Below are 22,139 nucleotides of genomic sequence, written 5' to 3' on the forward strand. Positions count from 1 at the left end.
AAGAGAATGATTTACTGATCCGGATTCATTTTCTGAATTCTCTGGACTTTATCCAGTATCTTCTTGTCGTATAGCTTGACTATGTCACTACGGGTGATGATTCCAAGTAATTTAGTGTCATCTGATCTTGACACCACTGGGAGTCTGCCTATATCTTTTGCTGCAAGGCGTTTCAGTACAGTATTCAGTGTTTCATCCTGGTAGGCAACTGCAACCTCCTTGGTGCATATTTCTGTGATAGCTTTTTCCAGTTCATCATGGCCAACTTTATCCCTTACGTCTTTAAGAGTTACAATTCCTGAAAGCTGTCCATTAGAATCAAGTACAGGAAAACCTGCGTGTCTGCTTGATTGCATAAGTGCGATGAGTGCACCCACATTCTTGTTCTCTGAAACAGTCTGAACATTATGTTTCATTGCATCCTTTACAAGCAATGCTTCCATAATGTCGACCTCTCTTCCTTTCCTGATGGTAAATCCTCTGCGGCGTAGTCCTTCTGTGAATATGGATTCAGAACTAATTGAACTGGATATGACATTACTGACAACACATGCCAGCATGATTGGGAGTATCATATTGTAGTCTCGCGTCAGTTCGAAAAGAATTAAAATAGAAGTAAGAGGTGCCCGGCTTGTTCCTGCAAAGACAGCTCCCATTCCTACAAGAGCGTATGCGCCTGATTCTGCTGTGACATCAGGGAACATTCCATGGACTATTGATCCGTAGCTTCCTCCCATCATTGCTCCTACAAAAAGAGCAGGTACAATTGATCCGCCTGAACCGCCGGAACCCATGGTAAATGAGAATGCAATGATCTTCAAAAAAATCAGCAAAAACATAATTTTTAAAGTAAGATTCCCATTGAGGGCATCTGTTATCACATCATAACCGACACCAAAGACCTGTGGATAGAAAAATCCGATAAGTCCTACCAAAAGTCCTCCTATAGCAGGTTTAATCACAGGATGGATCTGCAGGGAATCAAAGGCTTTGTGTGTGCTGAAAAGGGATCGCATTAGTAGTGCGGATGTTAGCCCTGCAATTATTCCCAGAAGCAGGTATAGGGCGAATTCATAGAACGGATTAACGAATTCATAAGAAGCAACTCCTATATTCTCAACACCAAACACGAGACTTGATACAATTGTTGCAAAAACAGCTGACACAACAATAGGTATGAAACTGCTTGCTTCAAGTTCTCCAAGAATGACTTCAACAACAAAGACCACGCCTGCAAGAGGGGCGTTATATGCTGCTGCAATACTGCTTGCTGCACCACATCCAATCAGTATTTTAACTCTATTTCCGTGTATTCTTAGTAAGCTGGCAAGTGAGGATCCAATTCCGGAACCTGCAAGGACAACTGGTGCCTCTTTTCCGGCGGAACCTCCTGACCCAATAGATATTATGGATGCCAAAACTTCAAGAAATGCATTCCGGGCAGACATTTTACCGCTACGAAGGGCAGTTGCTTCTATAATCTCTTCAATATTATATCTTCTGGAATTGATAAAAAAATAAGCAAGAAGACCTACAAGGAGTCCGCCTATTGCAGGCAGTAATATTATGAAGTATCTTGATGTTTGTGATGCCGTTCCAAAAAAAGATTCGTGACTGAAATCTAATAAGGTATCATAGAATACTATGGCAAGTCCGGTCAAAACTCCGATGACAACTGCAAGTGAGTTTGAGATCAGTGACTCAGTATGCAACCAATGATATGTGTTTTGTTTTAATTTTTGGAAGGCAGTTTTTTCATCCAAAGAGTTCATCTCTATTCATAATGGGTGGCAGTTGTAACATGTACATTATAGATATATTTTTTGAATCACTATTTTTATCTATCATAACATTGATTATGTTCCAATTGTCAATGCATTACTGATGTATTCATATCTTCAAAATATTAGTATATAAGTGCATACTATAATAATGCACTATTATTTATAAAAACGCAGATATTGAATACTTTTATAATATATCAGGATATATTGATAAGTGGAGTAATGTGGGGGCATCAGTGATACTACTGAATGTCCGTAAAAGCAATAGACGTAGTTGTATTTGTGGTTGTGTACAGCTCAAAATGTAGTATATGATATATCGGACTCAGATCGCAGATATTTCAAGGGTGAGAGTATGCATCCCTTTATAAAAAACAGTAAAGAAAACGGGGTATTGAATTATATCAGGGTGTTATTGTCGATTTCGATAGTTCTATCGATATTTAACCCGATGCTTGTAGCAAGTGCAGCACCAAGTAGCCCTGTAATTGTAGGTAACACAACAGGCAATTTCTGGGTTCTCCATGATTGGGAACCTATTAATGGAGATAATATTACGGACGGTTACAATGTTAGTTACAACGATACATGGACCTACGTAACTGAATCACAATTTAATCATACAGAATTGAATGCACATGAATGGTCCAATATTACCATCTATGCTTACAACATAAGCAGTTCCACCATGTCAACTGGTGTTGTGGATAAGGTTCAGGTTCCAAACAATCCGATCTTTATCGAAGATGTTGATCCTTCCCTCACCGTTAATGTGGGCGAAACAGTTTATGTGGATGCCAATTTCACCGATGAAGATGGTGATACTGCTACATTTGAATGCAATCAGAGTGCTGAGCTGTTCACCGATTTTGATGCTGTAAACGGTACGGGCTCCTGGACTCCAGTGAATTCTGGAACTTACTACGTCAACTTCACAGTTTCTGATAATTATGGATCAAGTGATTTCGCTATAATGCGCATCACTGTCAACGAAGTAACTCCTGATATTTACACCCCTGCGACCCCTGTTAACTTCGTCACTTCAACCGGTAATTTCTGGGTTCTTCATAACTGGGCTACAGGAACTGGAAATGTAACTGATGGATACAATGTCAGTTACAATGGAACCTGGTACAATACAACCGATTCAACCTATTCTGAGTTCAACACAACAAATCTGAATGCACATGAATGGTCTAACATTACAGTTTACGCTTACAATGCTACTAGCTCCGTTCTTTCATCACCTGGAATTGAAAGCAATGTTCAGATCCCAAACAATCCAGTTAGTATCGAAGATGTTGATCCTTCTCTCACGGTTGATGTAGGCGAAACCATTTATGTGGATGCCAATTTCACCGATGAAGATGGTGATAATCCAACATTCACCTGCAACTCCAGTGATTTTACTGACTTTGACAATGCAAATGGTACTGGTTCCTGGATTCCAATGAATGCTGGTACTTACTCTGTAAACTTTACAGTTTCTGATGATTACGGATCAAGTGATTTCGCAATTATGACCATCACTGTTAATGAAGTAGTACCTCCAGTTTATACTCCGGCAGCTCCAGTTAACTTCGTCAATACAACCGGTAATTTCTGGGTTCTTCATAACTGGGCTGCAGGAACTGGAAACATAACTGATGGATACAATGTAAGTTACAATGGAACCTGGTACAATATTACCGATTCAACCGATTCAGAGTTCAACACTACAACTCTGTCTCCACATAGCTGGTCAAACATCACAGTTTACGCTTACAATGCTACTAGCTCCATTCTTTCATCCGGAGTTGAAAGCAATGTCCAGATCCCAAACAATCCGGTCAGTATCGAAGATGTTGAATCCATTTATCATCTTGATAAGGGAGACACTCTGAATATCGATGCAAATTATACCGATGCAGATAATGATAGTGCGATATTTATCTCTGATAACGCCATCATTAAAATTGATTCATCATCAGGTGTAATCGGCTGGACTCCAAAGGTCAAGGAGGCTGGAACTTATTATGTTAATCTAACCGTATCAGATAATTATGGCTCTGAAGATTCACAGCTTGTAACGATTTCAGTAGCACAGAACAATGCTCCAGTGCTTGCAACAATTGATTCCCAGTCAATACCAGAAGGTCAGGAACTTGCATTCTCTCTCAATGCAACAGATGCCGATGATGATACTCTTACTTATAATGTAACCGGCCTTCCTTCAGGTGTAATAGATGCCAATGGTAATTTCTCCTGGACTCCAGATTATGATATGGCAGATGACTACACTGCCAACTTCAGCGTCTCCGATGGTGAGGATATCGTCTATCAGGAAGTTGCTATCACTATAACAAACACTAACAGACTTCCGGTATTCACAGCAATTGAAGATCAGGTTATAAGTGAAGGTGAGACTCGGTCTTTCGCACTCAATGCTACGGATGATGATGGTGATTCTCTCACATACGACGTAACCGGTCTTCCTTCAGGTGTAATAGATGCCAATGGTAATTTCTCCTGGACTCCAGATTATGAGATGGCAGGTGACTATACTGCCAACTTCAGTGTAACAGATGGTGAAGATACTGTCTATCAGGAAGTTACTGTCACTGTAACAAACACTAATCGTGCACCTGTTATCTCTTCAATTGAAGAACAGTCTGTCTATGAAAATCATGAGCTTAATTTCACTCTCGTTGGTAGTGATCTTGACAGTGATGACACCCTTACTTACTTTATGAGTGATCTTCCAGCAGAAGCAACTTTGAATGAAACTACTGGTGACTTCTCCTGGACACCTGATTATGATACAACTACTGATTCCGTAATATTTAATGCAAATTTCACGGTTTCTGACGGCAAGGATTCTGTTTATCAACATGTGATAATCACCGTTTACAACACCAACAGAGCCCCGGAGTTTCCAGAATTCGGAATAGTTTATGCAAAAGAGGGAACAGAACTTGTATTGAATATCAGTGCAGTAGATCCTGATGGTAATTATCTTGAATACACTACGGATGCGAACTTTGGTACTATAAGTGGTACAAACTTTGAATGGACTCCTGCTTTCACTGATTCCGGTTCTCACTATGTGGAGTTCAATGTTTCAGATGGTTCACTGAGCAATGTAACTGTGGTAACCATAGTTGTAGAGGATGTTAACCTTGCACCGGAAATAGACGCCGATTCGGTCAATCCGTATTATATTTTGGACGTAGGAGGAACTGTTTCCTTCAAGATTGTAGCATCTGATCCAGATGATAATCAAATTACTTATAACGTAACAGGATTGCCAGAAAGTGCAAATACCAGTCTTGATTCAAGCACGGGTGCATTCAGCTGGACACCTGTGTCTGCTGATGGTAATGAGATTTTCAATGCTGTTTTCACAGTATCTGATGGACATCTTTCAGACTCTGTAGAAACTATATTTGCAGTTGCTGTGCCCAACAACCCACCAGTTTTGCAGGATATCGATCAGCAACAGGTAAATGAAACAGGGTATTTGAGGATTCAACTCAATGCAACTGATGAGGATGATGGTGATTCACTGATTTACAATGCAACAGAAATGCCAGATGGATCTACATTTGATGAAATAAATGGCGTATTTGAGTGGACTCCTTCCTATGAACAAAGTGGAACTTACTCCGTGACATTCAGTGTAACAGATGGAATGGTAACTGATAAGGAAAAGGCATTTATCATAGTTACTAATGTGAACAGAGCCCCATCATTTGGAATAATGCCAGATTACACGGTAAATGAGTCTGAAGAATTGAGTATCAAACTTAATGGAAGCGATCCTGATGGTACTACTCCAACTTATAGTGATGATGTATCATATGGTTCAATAAGTGGTGATACTTTCACCTGGACACCAGGATATACTGCAAACCAGACATCGAATGGAACCTATAAAATAAACTTTACAGTTTCAGATGGTGAGTTTAGTGATGATACTGTTGTGACAGTTTATGTAAATGACGTGAATGCTCCTCCTGTATTCTGGACCATTGGCTCAAAGAGCGTTGAAGAAGAGGATGAACTTAGTTTTAACCTTACAGCAACCGATGTAGATGATGATACTCTGACATATTCTGCTCAGAACATGCCCGATAATGCAAGTCTTGATAGTTCAACAGGAGAGTTTAGTTGGACACCTATAGATGGCGAGGCAGGATCATATTCTGTGATTTTCTACGTCACTGATGGTATTGACAATGATTATGAGACAGTCACCATTACCGTTACTGAAACATCATCCAGCTCTAGCTCAAGTTCCAGCTCAAGCAGCAGTGGTGGCGGAGGAGGAGGTGGAGCTCTGTCTACTGGTGAAAACGTTGATAACATTGATTTCAAAGACTATACCCTAGAGTCTGTTGTAAGGGATGTCGAAACGACATTCTCTTTCTATAAGGAGAACAACAGCATTGTATCCCTGAGCTTTACTTCTGAGCTCAACGGTGGACAGGTCAAGGCAGTGATCGAAATGCTGAAGGATACTTCCTCTCAGGTAAAGTCTGTAGCACCAGGTGATGTTTACCAGAACATGAACATCTATACAGATTCAAACCTTGGAGACGATGTAATAGGTGACCGCATCATCAACTTCAAGGTTGAAAAGGTCTGGGTAGAAGAGAATAATATCGATGTATCGTTCATCACACTCTGCAGATACAACAGTGGTGAATGGGCTACACTTTCAACGGAAGCAACAGGAGAGGATGAATACTACTATTACTTCACTTCCACAACACCCGGATTCTCTCCGTTTGCAATATCAAGTGTTGATCCATCTGCACTTGCCGCGGAAGCTTCAGCTGAGAAGATTGAAGCAACTTCAGTGGATATAGGACAATTGCAGTCTACAGAAGATAATGATGAATCACCATTGGATTCAGGAGCTGCTCTCCCACAAAAGAAAAGTTCATCATTCCCATACCTGATAATCATAGGGCTTATAGGTGTGGTGGCTATCGGAGTAGTTGGTTACAGAAACAAGGATTACTACGAGAAAGTGAAGTTGCAGCTAGGAAATCCGGATGGAAAGCGTTACAGACGTTCCAAAAAATAAATGAAATGTATTTGGCAGCGGATGGTTTATTTCTGCTGTCCTATTTTTGTATCCGATTAAAAAAATAACTATCCACATATATGTGGATTATTATACTCAAATAGCTTTATCCCACTAAAAGATAAAATAGAGTAGACTATAGAGGGGTTTGATAGCAAACAGAACATACCTTCTCGTTTAGTTGGAGACGGGAAAAATGGATAGTAATTTAAAAATAGAGCGTTCCTTTTTAAGATTTCTGCTAATTCTTATACTTCTCATATCATTACAATCAACGTCAGTTGCAGCTGTAACTGATACTCCTGTTCTTGATGTTATAGGTGATCATTCGGTCAATGAGAACAGTTTGCTGACTTTCACATTATCTGCCGATGATCCCGAGAATGATACTCTTGAGTTTTCCTGTCCAAATATTGATTCGATTGCTGGCGCAACCCTGGATTCTTCTTCCGGTCTGTTTGAATGGACCCCCACTTATGAACAGGCTGGTGAATATCTTGTTCAGTTCGTGGTTTCCGATGGTTCCCACATTGATTCTGAATACATCACCGTTACAGTAAAAAACACAAATCGTGCACCGGTTTTTTCCGCGATTGCCGATTCTTCAACAAATGAGGATGAAGAGATTCAATTAATACTTGAGGCAACGGATGAGGACTCAGATATACTTGCTTTTTCAAAGGATGTCTCATTCGGAACCCTTGAAGGTAATATTTTCACGTGGACACCTGATTATGATGACCAGGGTGAACATGAGATTGTTTTCAGTGTAACTGACGGTTCTTCCTCAGTGAGCCAGACCGCTTTGATAACAGTTTCAAATGTGAACAGAGAGCCGGTTCTATTTTCCATAAGTGATGTTTCAGTTCCTCAAAACACACCTGTTACAATTCAGCTAGAAGCTTTTGACGCTGATGGTGATGAGCTTACTTACACAATGGTGAGTAATCTACCAACAGGTGCATCATTTGATTCGGAAACCGGTTTGTTCCAATGGCCTACCCCTTCTGTATCTATAAAAGTTTTCACTTTTAGTGTAACTGATGGTATTGGTTCTGATAGCTCGACTGCAATTGTTGTGATAGGCGATTCAAAAACCCCTCCAACAATGAGTACCATAGGCCCTCAATCCGTAGATGAGAACTCAGAACTTTCATTTATGATTTCTGCTGAATTTTATACAAAGAAACCTAGTTTCTCATTCCCAGATGGTTTTCCTTCTAATCCTACTATAACTATGCCAGACAGTTCTTCTATTCAGGTCACATGGACACCTTCTTATGAAGAGTCCGGTAGTTACAAGGTAGAATTCCAAATTTCAGACGGTACTTCTTATTCAACATATCAGGTAGTTGACATCACGGTTAATGATGTGAACCGTGCTCCTGTAATAGATGCTGTAGATGATTATACTGTAAGTGAAAATGGAATTCTCTATGTTAACTTGAGTGCTACTGATCCTGACGGAGATACTCTCACCTATTCAACAGATAGTAGCCTTGGTATTGTAAGGGGTAACACATTCATATGTACGCCGGATTATGCTGATGCAGGTGTGTATGATGTACAATACACCGTCTCAGATGGAAATCTGAAAAATAGTACGACAGCAACAATCACAGTTACAGATTCAAATATGCCTCCAAAGATTAACTCCATAAGTCCGATGGAGGTAGTGGTAAACAATACACTGGATTTCTCTCTTTCAGTATCTGATGATGATGAAGGCGAATCATTCTCCTATAAAGCATTGGACATGCCTTCAACTGCATCATTCGATGAGTCAGAAGGCATCTTTGAATGGACACCATCCAGTGAGGATGTTGGTGATTACTCAGTTAGTTTCTATGTAAGTGACAGTTCTCAGGAAGACTATGAGACAGTTTCCATAACTGTCACTGAAACTTCTTCCTCTTCTTCTTCTAGCACGACCTCCAGCTCAAGCAGCAGTGGTGGCGGTGGCGCTCCACTGACCTCTGGAGAGGAATTCGATAACATTGATTTCAAAGACTATTCCCTTGAGTCTGTTGTGAGGGATGTCGAAACGACATTCTCCTTCTATAAAGAGAACAACAGTATAGTTTCCCTGAGCTTTACTTCAGAGCTCAACGGTGGACAGGTCAAGGCAGTTATCGAAGTACTGAAGGATACCTCTTCTCAGGTAAAGTCTGTAGCACCAGGTGATGTTTACAAGAATATGAACATCGACCTCGATTCTAATCTGGGAGATGATGTAATAGGTGACCGTGTCATCAACTTCAAGGTTGAAAAGGTCTGGGTAGAAGAGAATAATATCAATGTGTCTTTCATCACGCTCTGCAGATACAACAGTGGAGGATGGGATATGCTTTCAACTGAAGCAATGGAAGAGGATGACGGATATTATTACTTCACTTCCACAACACCCGGATTCTCTCCGTTTGCAATATCAAGTGTTGACCCATCTACACTTACCACGGAAGCTTCAGCTGAGAAGATTGAAGCAACTTCAGTGGATATAGAACAATTGCAGTCTACAGAAGATGATGAATCCCCATTGGACTCAGGAGCAGCTCTCCCACAAAAGGAAAGTTCATCATACTCATACCTGGTAATCATAGGACTTATTGGTGTGGTGGCTATCGGAGTAGTTGGTTACAGAAATAGAGAAAACTACGAGAAAGTGAAGTTGCAGCTTGGAAACCCTGATGGTAAGCGTTACAGGCGTATTAAAAAGTGAGAGCTAACACAGCTTTCCAGTTTTTTTATTTATCTCTAAAACCGGCTTAATTTAGATATATTAATTATTAGTATTATATTTATGTTATTGAATACTTTTATTACTTATCAGATATTACGTTTATTAGCAGTGGGTGGTATTACTTTGTTGTTAAAGGTTAGCTACTCCAGATGATCATATCATATGGTCAGAAGGAGGTATATGATCTTCCTTCTGAGAATGCTTTGTGGGGGTAAGGCATGTTTCCCAGTGGAACAGAAAAATGTAATCTAGTAAAATCTTTGTTGACATGCGTAGCTTTGCTGATAATCGTATTGCCTGCACTTTCCAGTGCAGTTTCCAATGAGTCCGTAACGATCGGGAATACTGTTGTAAATCCAGGTACATCTTTCTCGTTACCGATATTTGTTGGAAATGTAACGAATATGAGTTCACTGTCCATGGTTCTTGTCTTTGATCCATCTTTGCTATCTGCCGACAGTATAGTTGTAAACGATACCTTGTCAGGGTCGAAACTAACGTATTATCTTAATAATTCCACAGGTTTTGCAAATATGACCTTGAGTTCCGTAGATGTTTCTGCGGAAGGACAGGTCCATGTTGCTGACGTTGTCTTCTTTGCTCTTACAAGTGGTATGTCCGATATAATACCAGAGAATGTTTCTTTTGAAAACGATACAATCTTTTATCCTGCAGAATTTGTTTCAAATGGGTCTGTGAGGATCAATTATCCGCCGGTGATCAATGATATTGATGATAAGGTGATCATTGCAGGATCAGAATTGTCATTCTCTGTATCTGCAACTGATGCTGATGACCTTGTACTCACTTATGGTGTCGAAGGTTTGCCTTTCGGATATGACCTGAATTTTGAAACAGGGTATTTCAAGTGGATTCCTGCAGAGGCTGATATTGGTACTCATATTGTAAATTTTTCGGTATCGGATAGTTATGCCTTTGACTTTACACAGGTTAATATCACTGTAAATGAACTCGTGATCGTCGATACTCCTCCGCAGCTGGAACCAATTGATAACAAGTATGTTAATGAGAATGAGACTCTCTCTTTCAATGTAACTGCCATTGATCCTGAGGAAGATGCAATAGAATATTCCGCATCAATGCTGCCTGAGGATTCTTCTTTTGATACTTCTTCCGGGGCTTTCATCTGGATGCCGGATTTTGATGATGCAGGCACCTATCTGGTGGAATTCACCGCAACAGCTAATGATCTTTCAGATTCGGAAAATGTTACCATTACTGTCAATAATGTGAACCATGATCCCAAACTTTTGAATATCAAAAGCCAAACCGTAAATGAGGGAAGTATTCTGGAATTCACGATCGGTGCGAGTGATCCTGATGGAGATACACTTGAGTTCGGGATGAACGGTCTTCCACCTGAAGCAACTTTGAATGCTGTTACAGGTGAATTCTTCTGGACCCCTGATTATGAGGATGCCAAAGTTTACGACGTTGAATTTTCCGTATCTGATGGTTCACTTTCAGATTCGGAGAATATCACAATCACTGTGACTAATGTAAATCGGGTTCCTGTACTTGATTTAATTGGTGACCGGAGCGTTTCTGAGGATTCAGCATTGATCATCACACTCTCAGCAACTGATGCTGATGAAGGAGATTCACTGACCTACCATACCAATGCAACATTTGGAACTCTTGATGGTAATGTGTTTATTTGGGATACGGGATACGGTGATGCTGGAAGGTATATCGTTGAGTTTAATGTGACCGATGGCATGGCTGTTGATTCTGAGATTGTGGAAATCACAGTTGATGATGTAAACAGAGCACCTGAACTTGCTCATATAGGTGCTCAGAGTGTCAATGAGGCTGAGATCCTGACCATCACACTCTCAGCAACTGATGCTGATGAAGGGGACTCACTGACCTACAATACCAATGCAAGCTTTGGAACTCTTGATGATAATGTGTTTACTTGGGATACGGGATACGGTGATTCTGGAACCTATGTCGTTGAGTTCAATGTGAGCGATGGCATAGCAGTTTATTCAGAGGTTGTTGAAATCACAGTTGATGATGTAAACAGAGCGCCTGACCTTGATTTGATTGGTGATAGGAGGGTTTCAGAGGATTCACCATTGATCATCATCCTCTCAGGCAGTGATGCTGATAAAGATCCCTTGACCTATGGTACCAATGCAAGCTTCGGAACTCTTACAGATAACGTGTTCGTGTGGACACCTGATTATGATGACGCTGGAACTTACATTGTTGAGTTCAGTGTAAGCGATGGTCTTTCAGTAGACTCCGAGATAATTGCTATCACCGTTACTGATTTTAACCGTGCTCCTGAACTTGATCTGATTGGTGATCGGAGCGTTTCAGAGGATTCCCTTTTGAGCATTGCTCTCTCAGGTAGTGATGCTGATAATGATTTCTTGATCTACAATACCAATGCCAGTTTCGGAACTCTTACTGGTAATGTTTTCGAGTGGACACCTGATTTTGGTGATTGCGGAACCTATATTGTTGAGTTCAGTGTAAGCGATGGTCTTTCAGTAGATTCCGAGATAATTACTATCACTGTTACTGATGTTAACCGTGCCCCCATGCTCATGGTAATAGGTTCGCAATCAGTAGATGAAAATAAGACTCTTACAATTATCCCGGATGCGACGGACGATGATGACGACACACTTTATTATTCACTGGTAGATTCCCCATCAGGTTCTAAAATAGATGAAACCACCGGCAAGTTCATCTGGACACCCACTTATGACCAGGCTGGTAGCTATGTGATCAGGTTCGTAGTTTCAGATGGATTCCTGAAAGATACGGAAGATGTAACCGTTACAGTTAACGATGTGAACAGGCCCCCGGTCATGAATGCACCGGATAAGGTAGTTGTATCGGAGAACGCAACTGTTATTCTAGATTTGAATGCTTCTGATCCGGATGACGATGTCCTTGAGTATTCAACGGATGCATCTTTTGGTACCTTGCAGGGAACTCTCTTTTCATGGACTCCTGGTTATGAGGATGCAGGTATATATCCTGTCACGTTCACCGTGAACGATGCCGAGTTCAAGGTAAGCAAAACGGTTACGATCAATGTCACGAACTCCAATTCCGCACCTGTACTTTATTCCATATCGGATATATTGGTCAACGAACTTGAAACGGTAAATATTGCTCTGGAAGCTGTTGATATAGATGGGGACGAACTGAAATTCTCAAAGGATGTGCAATATGGTGATCTTGAAGGTAATATCTTCACCTGGACTCCCGGGATCAACGACAGTGGTTTCCACAAAATACTGTTCACAGTTACCGATGGTCAATTGTCAGATTCCAAAACCGGTACAATTGCAGTCGGCAATACCAATATCCCACCTATTATAGGATATATGGAAGATCAACAGGTAAAAGAAAACGAGATGTTGGTCTTCACTTTAAATGCATCGGATATTGATAACGACACACTTACGTATTCGGCTTCAGACCTGCCTGCAGGGGCTGATATAGGAATAAGTAATGGTACCTTCACCTGGATTCCGACATATGACCAGGCTGGCACTTATACAGTAGAGTTCATGGTATCTGATAAAATATACACCGCATTTGATACGGTGCTGATAGATGTGGAAAATGTCAATCGTGGGCCTGCATTCGGCTATATCTCAGGTCACACCATAAATGAAACAGAAACTCTGGTGATCGATCTCAACGCAACTGACCCGGATAGGGATGCCATCACCTTCTCGACAACAAGTAAAAAAGGAGATGTTATAGGTGATTCATTTATGTGGACCACAGGATATTATGACAGTGGGGATTATGATATCGACTTTAAGGTCACAGATGGTCATCTGACAGACAACACCACTGTTCATATCAGCGTGTGCCAGACCAATATGCCGCCGGAGTTCGAATATATCGGTTCGTATATCATATCTGAATACGAGACATTACAATTCTCTGTAAAGGCAAATGATGGGGATAATGACCCATTGACCTATTCGGTCAGCGGATTGCCACAAGTTTCATCTTTTAATACCTCAACAGGGGATTTCATCTGGAAACCGGATTACACACAATCCGGTACATATTCTGTTGAATTCCAGGTGACGGACGGGAAATTGAATGCTTCAAGGGCTGTGTCCATCAGTGTCATGGATGTGGATAAAACCTCAAATCCGAGTATATATGGATTTACAAGCAGCAGCAGCAGTTCGGGTGGCGGGGGCTCGTCAGGTGGTTCTGAAGATTATGAGAATATCGACTACATGGACTACTCTATGAAATACATAACACAGGGAATGGACATAGTATATGAGTTCCCAAATGATGAAAATGACATCGAGTATGTAAAATTCCGTGCACAAAAAGCCGCCAGTCTGACAAAAGCAGTGATCGAGATACTGAAGGACCGGTCAGCCCTCGTCAGCAGCAGTCCTTCAGGAACTGTATATCGTTATATCAATATATGGGTAGGAGATGCCAAGTTCAATTCTGCCGGTTACTTCTCATCGGCGCAGATCAGCTTCAAGGTCGAGAAAAAGTGGCTTAGTGAAAACAATGCAGACCCTGCAACCATAAAGTTGTACAGGTATTCAGCTGGTTCCTGGAAGGAACTTCAAACTTCAAAGACAGGTGTTGATGATACTTATTATTACTACAAGGCCCTGACATCTGGATTCTCCTCTTTCTCAATTGTAAGTAAGGAAAAAATCCCGGTTTCCATAAGTACTGTAAAAAAGAGTACGGTTGAAGACGTAAAATACAGCTATGAAATCGAGTCAAGATTTGAGCCAGAGGTGTTCGATTCAACTGCAACGGCAACAAATATGGCACTCGAGCCCAGCTCAACAAGCTCTCTAAATCTGGGCATGTTCCTGATGGGAATTTTTGGCATAATAGCTATTGGCTCTGTACTGTCTTACAGGTCTAGAAATGAATCTTTAGTACTTTCCAGATATTATAGTACCTTATATGCAGTTTCTATTTCTGTAAAGAATGCCACAAAGCTGGAGAATATCAGGTCTACAGATTACAGATCTCTCTACGATATAATAATTGCTGAAATAAAGGGAGAACTAAAAAAGTGATGAATCAGTATTTTCAACTTTCTCTCTTTTCTCCCTAAATTTTATCTATCATTGAACTGTATAATAAAATGAAAAATATCAGGAAGAAATCATGCTGGAAAAAATGTTCAATCCAGATTCTGTAGCCGTTATAGGCGCGTCCAGGAAAGAAGGTAAGGTAGGAAGAGCTGTACTTGATAATCTCATGCAGAACAGTAAGCTCAAGATCATACCGATCAATCCGAAAAGTGATGAGATCCTGGGGCTTCCGTGTTATCATAATATACTTGATGTCCCGGAATCGATAAAGGTCGATCTTGCAATAATCGTGGTTCCTGCAAAGTTGGTTCCCGGTTCCATTGATGAATGTGGCCAGGCAGGTGTAAAAAATATAATAATTATATCAGCCGGTTTCAAGGAAGCAGGTATCGAAGGTGCACGCCTCGAACGCGAATGTATAGCATTATGTGAAAAATATGGAATTAAGCTCATAGGTCCGAACTGTTTAGGTATAATTGATACTGCTTCGGGACTCAATGCATCCTTTGCGCCTAATATGGCATACAAAGGAAACATAGCCATGATGTCTCAGTCAGGTGCGATATGTTCTGTAACTCTGGACTGGGCGGAAAGGATCGGTGTCGGCTTTTCTAAATTTATAAGTCTTGGTAATAAAGCGGTTCTTTCGGAAAATGACTTTTTGCAATTGTTTGAAAATGACTCATCTACAGCAGTGATTGCTGCGTATCTTGAAGGTGTAAAAGAAGGCCCGGAATTCATAAAGATCGCCGAGCGTGTATCTCATTCAAAACCAATTGTTGTTGTTAAATCAGGGCGAACCGCAGTGGGTTCTAAAGCAGTTTCATCACACACCGGTACACTGGCAGGTTCGGATGCCGCATATAACGCTGCATTTAAACAAAGTGGTGTATTGCGTGCAGATTCTATTGAAGAGATGCTCGATTACAGCCGTGCCTTTTCAGTTTGTCCTTTGCCAAAAGGCAGGAACATTGCTATAATAACCAATGCAGGCGGTCTTGGTATACTGGCTGCTGATGCATGTTACTATGCAGGTCTTACGATAGCCTCTTTTGAAGAGAAAACTGTTGAAAGGTTGAGGGAGAAATTACCTCCTGCAGCAAATTTCTATGATCCCGTAGATGTTTTGGGAGATGCAAGTCCTGATCTCTATGAATATGCTCTGGATGTTGTCCAGGATGATGCTAATGTAGATGGTATTCTTCTTCTTGTTTCTCCTCAGTCAACGACAGATGTTCCAGGTATTGCGGAAAAGATTGCAACAACAATTAAAGGATCTAAAAAACCGATACTCTGTAACTTTGCAGGTGGCACCAGGATAGCACTTGGTGAGGATATACTCAGTAAACATGGTATTCCAAACTATTCTTCTGCAGAAAGGGCTGTTGCAAGTATGGATGCCCTCTGTACCTATTATAAAATAAAGAATCACAAACGCGGTGACCCGGAAGAGATGCCGGCTGACAGGGAATATGCCCGTTCTTTCATAGAGAGCGCCTCCAAAAACAAAAGGAGGGTGCATGGTCTTGAATCAATGGACATACTGAAAGCTTACGATATCCCGGTTGTGGATGCCAGGGTCGCAAAGGACCTCCATGAGGCTGTTGAAGCGGCAGAGGATATGGGATATCCGGTTGTTATGAAGATTCTGTCACCTGATATTTCACATAAGAGCGATGTGGGTGGAATCCGTCTGAATCTCAAGCATGCTGATGAAGTTGAACGTGCTTACAATTCCATGATGTCGGATGTGAGGCACTACATGCCTGATGCTATTATTACAGGTGTTCAGCTTCAGAAAATGATGAGCGGAGGAAAAGAAGTTATCATTGGAATGGACAGAGATCCGCAATTCGGTCCACTGCTTATGTTCGGACTCGGAGGAACATATGTCGAGTTTCTGAAAGATGTTTCTTTTGCAGTTGCTCCTGTCACCAGGGAGGAGGCAAAACACATGGTGTCTTCGATAAAGACCTATCCGCTGATAGCAGGTGTAAGAGGAGAAGCCGCGTCAGATATTGATTCAATTATCCAGACACTGCTTAAGGTGTCGCAGCTTGTAACGGATTTTCCGGAAATTTTAGAATTTGAAATTAATCCTTTAATGGTAATGCCCGAAGGTCAGGGTTGTGTTGCAATGGATATCAGGTTCACCCTGAACCTAAATGAATAAGGAGATGGTAATATGGCTTCAATAATGATTAGTTCGTCAGAAGAGTTCTCTGGTAAGAGCTCTCTATGTATGGGTCTGGGGAAAATATTCAAAGAAAACGGTTTAAAAATAGGTTACATGAAACCTGTGGGAAACATTCTGATAGATGTGGATGGTTCTCTTACGGATGAAGATTCCGAAGGCATAAAGAATTTACTTGGAATTGATGACCCTGCCAAATATGTTACTCCAATTCATCTTACGGATAGTCTCATAGATGATGCACTCAGGGGTGTTGAAAAAGATCTTGAAATGAGACTATCAGATGCATATTCTGAAATCTCAAAAGATAAGGATGTTGTATTTGTGGAAGGTACAGGCTGGATTGGCGGCGGTTCGCTATATGGCCTTTCCGATCCTGATGTAGCATCTAAACTTGGAATCCCTATGTTGCTTGTCGCACGGTTTAATTCGGTCTCCGCAGTAGACAGGATACTCTGTGATGTACGTATCATTGGCGACAAGGCAAAGCTTTCAGGTATTGTTCTTAATGAGGTTCCTCAGAGTATGGAAGACAGAGTTACCGAAATCATTGTCCCGTTCCTTGAACGCAAAGGCATAAAGGTATTTGGAGTGATCTATGAGGATCACACCCTGCGTTCGGTCTTTATTTCTGAGATCGTAGAGGATCTGCATGCAGAGGTCCTTGTCGCTCCGGATAAGCTGGACCAGCTTGTTGAACACTATTTGGTAGGGGCAATGGAAGCCAGTTCTGCAATAAAATACATCAGGCGCCAGCCAAATAGTGCAGTTATTACTGGTGGTGACAGGGCAGATATACAGATGGCAGCAATCGACTCAAAGGTCAAATGCTTAATCCTTTCAGGAAACATGCGTCCAAGCGGTGCTGTTCTTGCAAGTGCTGAGGAAGCAGGAATTCCGGTAATTCTTGCCCGTGGTGATACCATGAATACCATCGAAAGAGTGGAAAAACTCATTGGTCATGCTCATATCAAACAGCAGGTAAAGATTGACAGGATAACCGAACTATTGAAAAATCATCTTGATATCCCTGCCATCGCAGAGGAAATGGGTGTTAAGTTAAAAGAATAAGAGAAGGGAGTAAGCCTCCCCTTTCCATCTTTCTTATTTTCATTCAACGTTTAATCTTCAAACAGTTTTGTTTTTTCCTTGAGTGCCTGAACAACATCGGGATCCTGCAAAGTTGTAAGGTCACCCGGGTCTTTTTCATTTGCAATTGCTTTGAGCACTCTTCTCATGATCTTACCACTTCTTGTTTTTGGCAGATCATCTGCAAAAATTATCTGTTTAGGGCGTGCAAAAGGACCAATGTTTCTTTCAACATATATTCTGAGCTCTTTCTTGATATCTTCACTTTCCTCTACACCTGTTCTGAGGGTTACGTAGCAGTAGATGACTTCACCCTTGAGTTCATCTTCTTTTCCAACAACTCCTGCCTCGGCTACAGAGGGGTGGGATACCATGATGCTTTCAAATTCAGCACTTCCAATACGGTGTCCTGCAACTTTAATGACATCATCCACACGGCCAATTATCCAGAAATAACCATCTTTGTCTTTCTTTGCTCCGTCACCTGCAAAATATGTCTTGTTATCCCATTTGCTCCAGTAAGTTTCAATGAATCTCTCTTCATTACCAAACACCGTACGTACCATACTTGGCCACGGATTGAGGATTGCAAGGTAACCATTTTCTCCAGGTGCAACTTCGTTTCCTTTATCATCCAGGACTGCAGCTTTAATTCCGGGGAATGCCATTGTGGCACTTCCTGGTTTTGTTGTTGTGATGCCCGGAAGTGCTGATATCATTATCATTCCGGTCTCGGTCTGCCACCAGGTATCGACTATCGGACACTTTCCAAGTCCGATATTGTCATGATACCACAGCCATGCACCCGGATTGATCGGTTCACCCACAGAACCGATAAGCCTTAGTGTTGACATGTCATGCATCTGAGGCCAGGATGGTCCCCATTTCATAAATGTCCTGATGGCTGTTGGTGCAGTGTAAAGCATCGTTACCTTATGTCTTTCGATTATGTCCCAGTACCTGTCCTTTTCAGGATAATCCGGCGCTCCTTCGTAGGTTACAAGGGTGGTACCGTTGGCCAGTGGTCCGTAAACTATGTATGAATGTCCTGTGATCCATCCGCAATCCGCAGTACACCAGTAGATGTCGTCTTCTTTCAGGTCAAAGATGAATTTGCTTGTTGTATGGGTTGCAACCATATATCCACCGGTGGTGTGGACGATTCCTTTTGGTTTTCCCGTAGTACCGCTGGTATACATCAAAAAGAGCATGTCCTCGGAATCCATAATTTCAGGTTCACATGAAGTGTCTGCACCTTCCATGACTTCATGCCACCAGATGTCTCTTCCTTCTTTCATCTCAACATCGTTGTCCTGATGCTTGACAACGACAACTTTGTCCACGATTTTACTGGAGCTAATCCCGTCATCTACCTTGTTCTTTTGTTCAACTACTTTTCCACGGCGTGCATATCCATCACACGTCACAAGTACCCGGCTATTGGCATTTTCAATTCTGGTTGCAAGAGATTCTCCGGAGAATGCTGCAAAAACAACACTGTGAGGTGCACCAATACGCGCACATGCGAGCATGGATATGATTACCTGAGGTATCATTGGGAGGTATATCGTAACAATATCTCCTTTTTTGACTCCTAGGTCTTTGAGTACGTTTGCAAATTTACAGACCTCGTCAAGCAGTTCTCTGTATGTATATTTGCGGATTTCACCACTCTCAGATTCCCAGATAAGTGCATGCTTATCCGCACGTTTTTTGAGATTCACATCAAGACAATTGTAACATGCATTGAGTTTTCCTCCAACGAACCACTTTGAGTGAGGAGGCTCCCATTCCAGAACTTTCTCCCATTTGCTATACCACTCAATGTTCTCTGCATTCTTTTCCCAGAACCCTTCCGGATCTTCTTCAGCTATTCTGTAAATATCAGGATCATTGATATTTGCGTTTGCAGCGAAATCTTCCGGTGCCTTAAATAGAGCTTCGCTTTTTTGAGATTGGCCTGATTTTTCTCCCATGGTAACACCCACAGACAAATAAATCCTTTAAATAAATCCTTATATTTGTCCCTAAAATAAGATTGTATTAATTTGTTTATATGGTTTATCGTGGTCTTCTGTGAAACAATCAACAATAGTTGTACAAAGAAAAGGTGACAAAAAGAATAAGATATGAAGAAAATATTTTATTTCTTCATCATATCAAGGACATCACAGACTTTGTTGATTGTATCGACTGCTGTTTTCATGCCTTCTTCATCTTCAGCAGCAGGTTTCTTTAGAATTCCACCAAAGTGTCCGCCGTCACCTACAATTATCATTCCGTGGATGTGCATCCACTCATGGATAGTCTGGATTGTCTTTTCCTGGCCACCATTTCTTGAACCACCAATTGCCATTGCAGCACCGAGTTTGTTGCTGAGCTTGAATCCCTGTCTTCTGTGGACAACACTTCTGTCACAGAGTGCTTTAAGCTGTGCTGTCATGGTTCCGAAGTAGACCGGAGAAGAAACCACAATTGCATCTGCTTCTAAAAGTTTGTCATATACTGGCTGCATGTCATCATCAATTACGCATTTTTCTCCTTTTGCGCAAACTCCACATGCAGTACATGGAGCAACTTTGGACTGTGAGAGGAAAACAGCATCAGTTTCAAATCCTCTTTCACTTGCGATTTCTAACACTTTTTTAATCAAAGTATCATTATTCTGGCCAACTTTTGGGCTTCCTGATATTCCGAGTATCTTCATATGATCACCATTTTGCAATGGAATACAAGTAATGATACAAGTAATATTAGTTTTTGGCTGCCTTTCCTTTTTTCCTTAATGGAAAAGATATAATACGATTAGTTCGTTATGACAAAAAATTAGACAATATATGTCATTTATATACCTACGTGGACTTATTTACTATATATATTGATCATTGGTCATTCAGGTTATAATAAGCGGTGATGGAAGTTTGACTAGCAGGGACTATCTTACTATTGATGATTTTGATGTGGACGGCAAGACCATACTTGTGAGAGTGGATCTGAATACTCCTATGGATATGGAAGGTAATATTCTCGATGATATGAGAATTAAGAGCCATATTCCTACTGTAATAGACCTTGAAGATGCAAAGGTTGTGCTTATGGCTCACCAGAGCCGTGCAGGAAAAAATGATTTCACCACCATGAAACCACATTCCCAGAGAATGTCTCAATATCTTGGCAAGGAAGTCAAGTATGTAGACGATATTTTTGGAACATATGCACGTTCTTCCATTGCTTCCATGAAAAAAGGCGATGTGATCTTACTTGAGAATGTTCGATTCTATTCTGAAGAAAGTATAACAAGACCTGCAAGCGAACACTCAACCACACATATGGTACGAAAACTATCTCCTCTTATCGATATATTCCTTAACGATGCATTTGCTGTTTCTCACAGAAGTCATCTTTCCATAATGGGTTTTACCGAAACACTTCCAACAGGTGCCGGTCGTGTTATGGAGAAAGAGATCTCATCCCTTGACAGGGGTGTAAAAGGTGGGGAGAGGCCATGTGTCTTTGTACTTGGTGGTGCAAAGGTGGATGATTCCCTGACGGTTGCTGAGAATGTGCTCAGTAATGGCGGTGCTGACAGAGTGCTTGTGACAGGTGTTGTTGCAAACGTTATGCTTGCAGCATCTGGTGTGGATATCGGTTCTACTAATCTGAAATTCATAGAATCACAGGGTTATACTGACCAGATAGAAAGAGGAAAAGCGATCCTTGCAAAATTCAATGGTCAGATCGGACTTCCTATTGATGTTGCTTTTAATGATGGTGGAAAAAGGGTGGAAGTTCATGTAAGTGAATTGCCTGATGGGAACCTTCCAATTAATGATATTGGTCTTGAGACCATTGTTTCTTTTTCTGATGAAATCAAAGCTGCAAAGACTGTGGTTCTTAATGGTCCGGCAGGTCTTTCTGAAGTTGAACCATTTGCTCTTGGTACTCATGAGATCATCAAAGCTGCTGTGCAGTCAGAATATTCTATTGCAGGCGGCGGTCACATTTCAGCTGAAGTGAGGAACCTTGGTTATGAAGATAAATTCTCTCACCTCAGTACTGGTGGTGGAGCATGTATAGATTATCTTGCAGGAGCAGCGTTGCCGGGAATTGAAGCTCTTAAGACTGCAGCCACTCGATACAGACTTAACAGATAAGAACGAAATTGATTTGC

Annotated in this window: 9 protein-coding genes; 6 read left to right on the plus strand and 3 right to left on the minus strand. The window is 41.2% G+C overall.

Annotated features, from left to right (window positions below; genetic code table 11):
* Window positions 1–11: 11 nt before the first annotated feature.
* Window positions 12–1,712, minus strand: a complete 1,701-nt coding sequence (locus FKV42_RS09040) for a chloride channel protein (protein ID WP_230375577.1) — start codon at window positions 1,710–1,712, stop codon at window positions 12–14.
* Window positions 1,713–2,235: 523 nt separating this feature from the next.
* On the opposite strand from FKV42_RS09040, the gene FKV42_RS09045 reads away from it, so the two are divergent.
* The 5 genes from FKV42_RS09045 to FKV42_RS09065 all read left to right on the plus strand — a co-directional run bounded on the left by FKV42_RS09045 (window position 2,236) and on the right by FKV42_RS09065 (window position 17,950).
* Window positions 2,236–6,855, plus strand: coding sequence for an Ig-like domain-containing protein (locus FKV42_RS09045; protein ID WP_196214101.1), 4,620 nt, complete (start codon window positions 2,236–2,238; stop codon window positions 6,853–6,855).
* A gap of 196 nt (window positions 6,856–7,051) precedes the next feature.
* On the plus strand, window positions 7,052–9,574 hold the full coding sequence (locus tag FKV42_RS09050) for a PGF-pre-PGF domain-containing protein (RefSeq protein WP_154809896.1): 2,523 nt from the start codon (window positions 7,052–7,054) through the stop codon (window positions 9,572–9,574).
* Between the two features lie 239 nt (window positions 9,575–9,813).
* The gene (locus FKV42_RS09055; RefSeq protein ID WP_154809897.1) at window positions 9,814–14,667 is read left to right on the plus strand and encodes an Ig-like domain-containing protein; all 4,854 of its coding nucleotides are present in this window, start codon (window positions 9,814–9,816) and stop codon (window positions 14,665–14,667) included.
* A gap of 91 nt (window positions 14,668–14,758) precedes the next feature.
* Window positions 14,759–16,858: an acetate--CoA ligase alpha subunit gene (gene acs / locus FKV42_RS09060; RefSeq protein ID WP_154809898.1), complete on the plus strand. Its 2,100-nt coding sequence runs from the start codon at window positions 14,759–14,761 to the stop codon at window positions 16,856–16,858.
* 12 nt (window positions 16,859–16,870) lie between these two features.
* Window positions 16,871–17,950, plus strand: coding sequence for a phosphotransacetylase family protein (locus FKV42_RS09065; RefSeq protein ID WP_154809899.1), 1,080 nt, complete (start codon window positions 16,871–16,873; stop codon window positions 17,948–17,950).
* A 50-nt stretch (window positions 17,951–18,000) separates the two neighbouring features.
* On the opposite strand, the gene acs (FKV42_RS09070) is transcribed toward FKV42_RS09065, so the two are convergent.
* Window positions 18,001–19,944 carry an acetate--CoA ligase gene (gene acs / locus FKV42_RS09070; protein WP_154809900.1) on the minus strand — a complete coding sequence of 648 codons (1,944 nt, stop codon included), beginning with the start codon at window positions 19,942–19,944 and terminating at the stop codon, window positions 18,001–18,003.
* Window positions 19,945–20,111: 167 nt separating this feature from the next.
* Window positions 20,112–20,675: a flavodoxin family protein gene (locus tag FKV42_RS09075; RefSeq protein WP_154809901.1), complete on the minus strand. Its 564-nt coding sequence runs from the start codon at window positions 20,673–20,675 to the stop codon at window positions 20,112–20,114.
* 214 nt (window positions 20,676–20,889) lie between these two features.
* Here FKV42_RS09075 and FKV42_RS09080 point away from each other — a divergent pair, with 214 nt between their 5' ends.
* Window positions 20,890–22,122: a phosphoglycerate kinase gene (locus FKV42_RS09080; RefSeq protein WP_154809902.1), complete on the plus strand. Its 1,233-nt coding sequence runs from the start codon at window positions 20,890–20,892 to the stop codon at window positions 22,120–22,122.
* The last annotated feature ends 17 nt before the right edge of the window (window positions 22,123–22,139 follow it).

The sequence above is a fragment of the Methanolobus vulcani genome, from assembly GCF_006546655.1.
In the GTDB taxonomy this organism is placed as follows: Archaea; Halobacteriota; Methanosarcinia; order Methanosarcinales; family Methanosarcinaceae; genus Methanolobus; species Methanolobus vulcani_A.

What these genes read in the sequence shown, in the direction of transcription:
- FKV42_RS09045 (WP_196214101.1), top strand. Translation starts at nt 2,236, where the DNA reads ATGCTTGTAGCAAGTGCAGCACCAAGTAGCCCTGTAATTGTAGGTAAC.
- FKV42_RS09050 (WP_154809896.1), top strand. Translation starts at nt 7,052, where the DNA reads ATGGATAGTAATTTAAAAATAGAGCGTTCCTTTTTAAGATTTCTGCTA.
- FKV42_RS09055 (WP_154809897.1), top strand. Translation starts at nt 9,814, where the DNA reads ATGTTTCCCAGTGGAACAGAAAAATGTAATCTAGTAAAATCTTTGTTG.
- acs (WP_154809898.1), top strand. Translation starts at nt 14,759, where the DNA reads ATGCTGGAAAAAATGTTCAATCCAGATTCTGTAGCCGTTATAGGCGCG.
- FKV42_RS09065 (WP_154809899.1), top strand. Translation starts at nt 16,871, where the DNA reads ATGGCTTCAATAATGATTAGTTCGTCAGAAGAGTTCTCTGGTAAGAGC.
- acs (WP_154809900.1), bottom strand. Translation starts at nt 19,944, where the DNA reads ATGGGAGAAAAATCAGGCCAATCTCAAAAAAGCGAAGCTCTATTTAAG.
- FKV42_RS09075 (WP_154809901.1), bottom strand. Translation starts at nt 20,675, where the DNA reads ATGAAGATACTCGGAATATCAGGAAGCCCAAAAGTTGGCCAGAATAAT.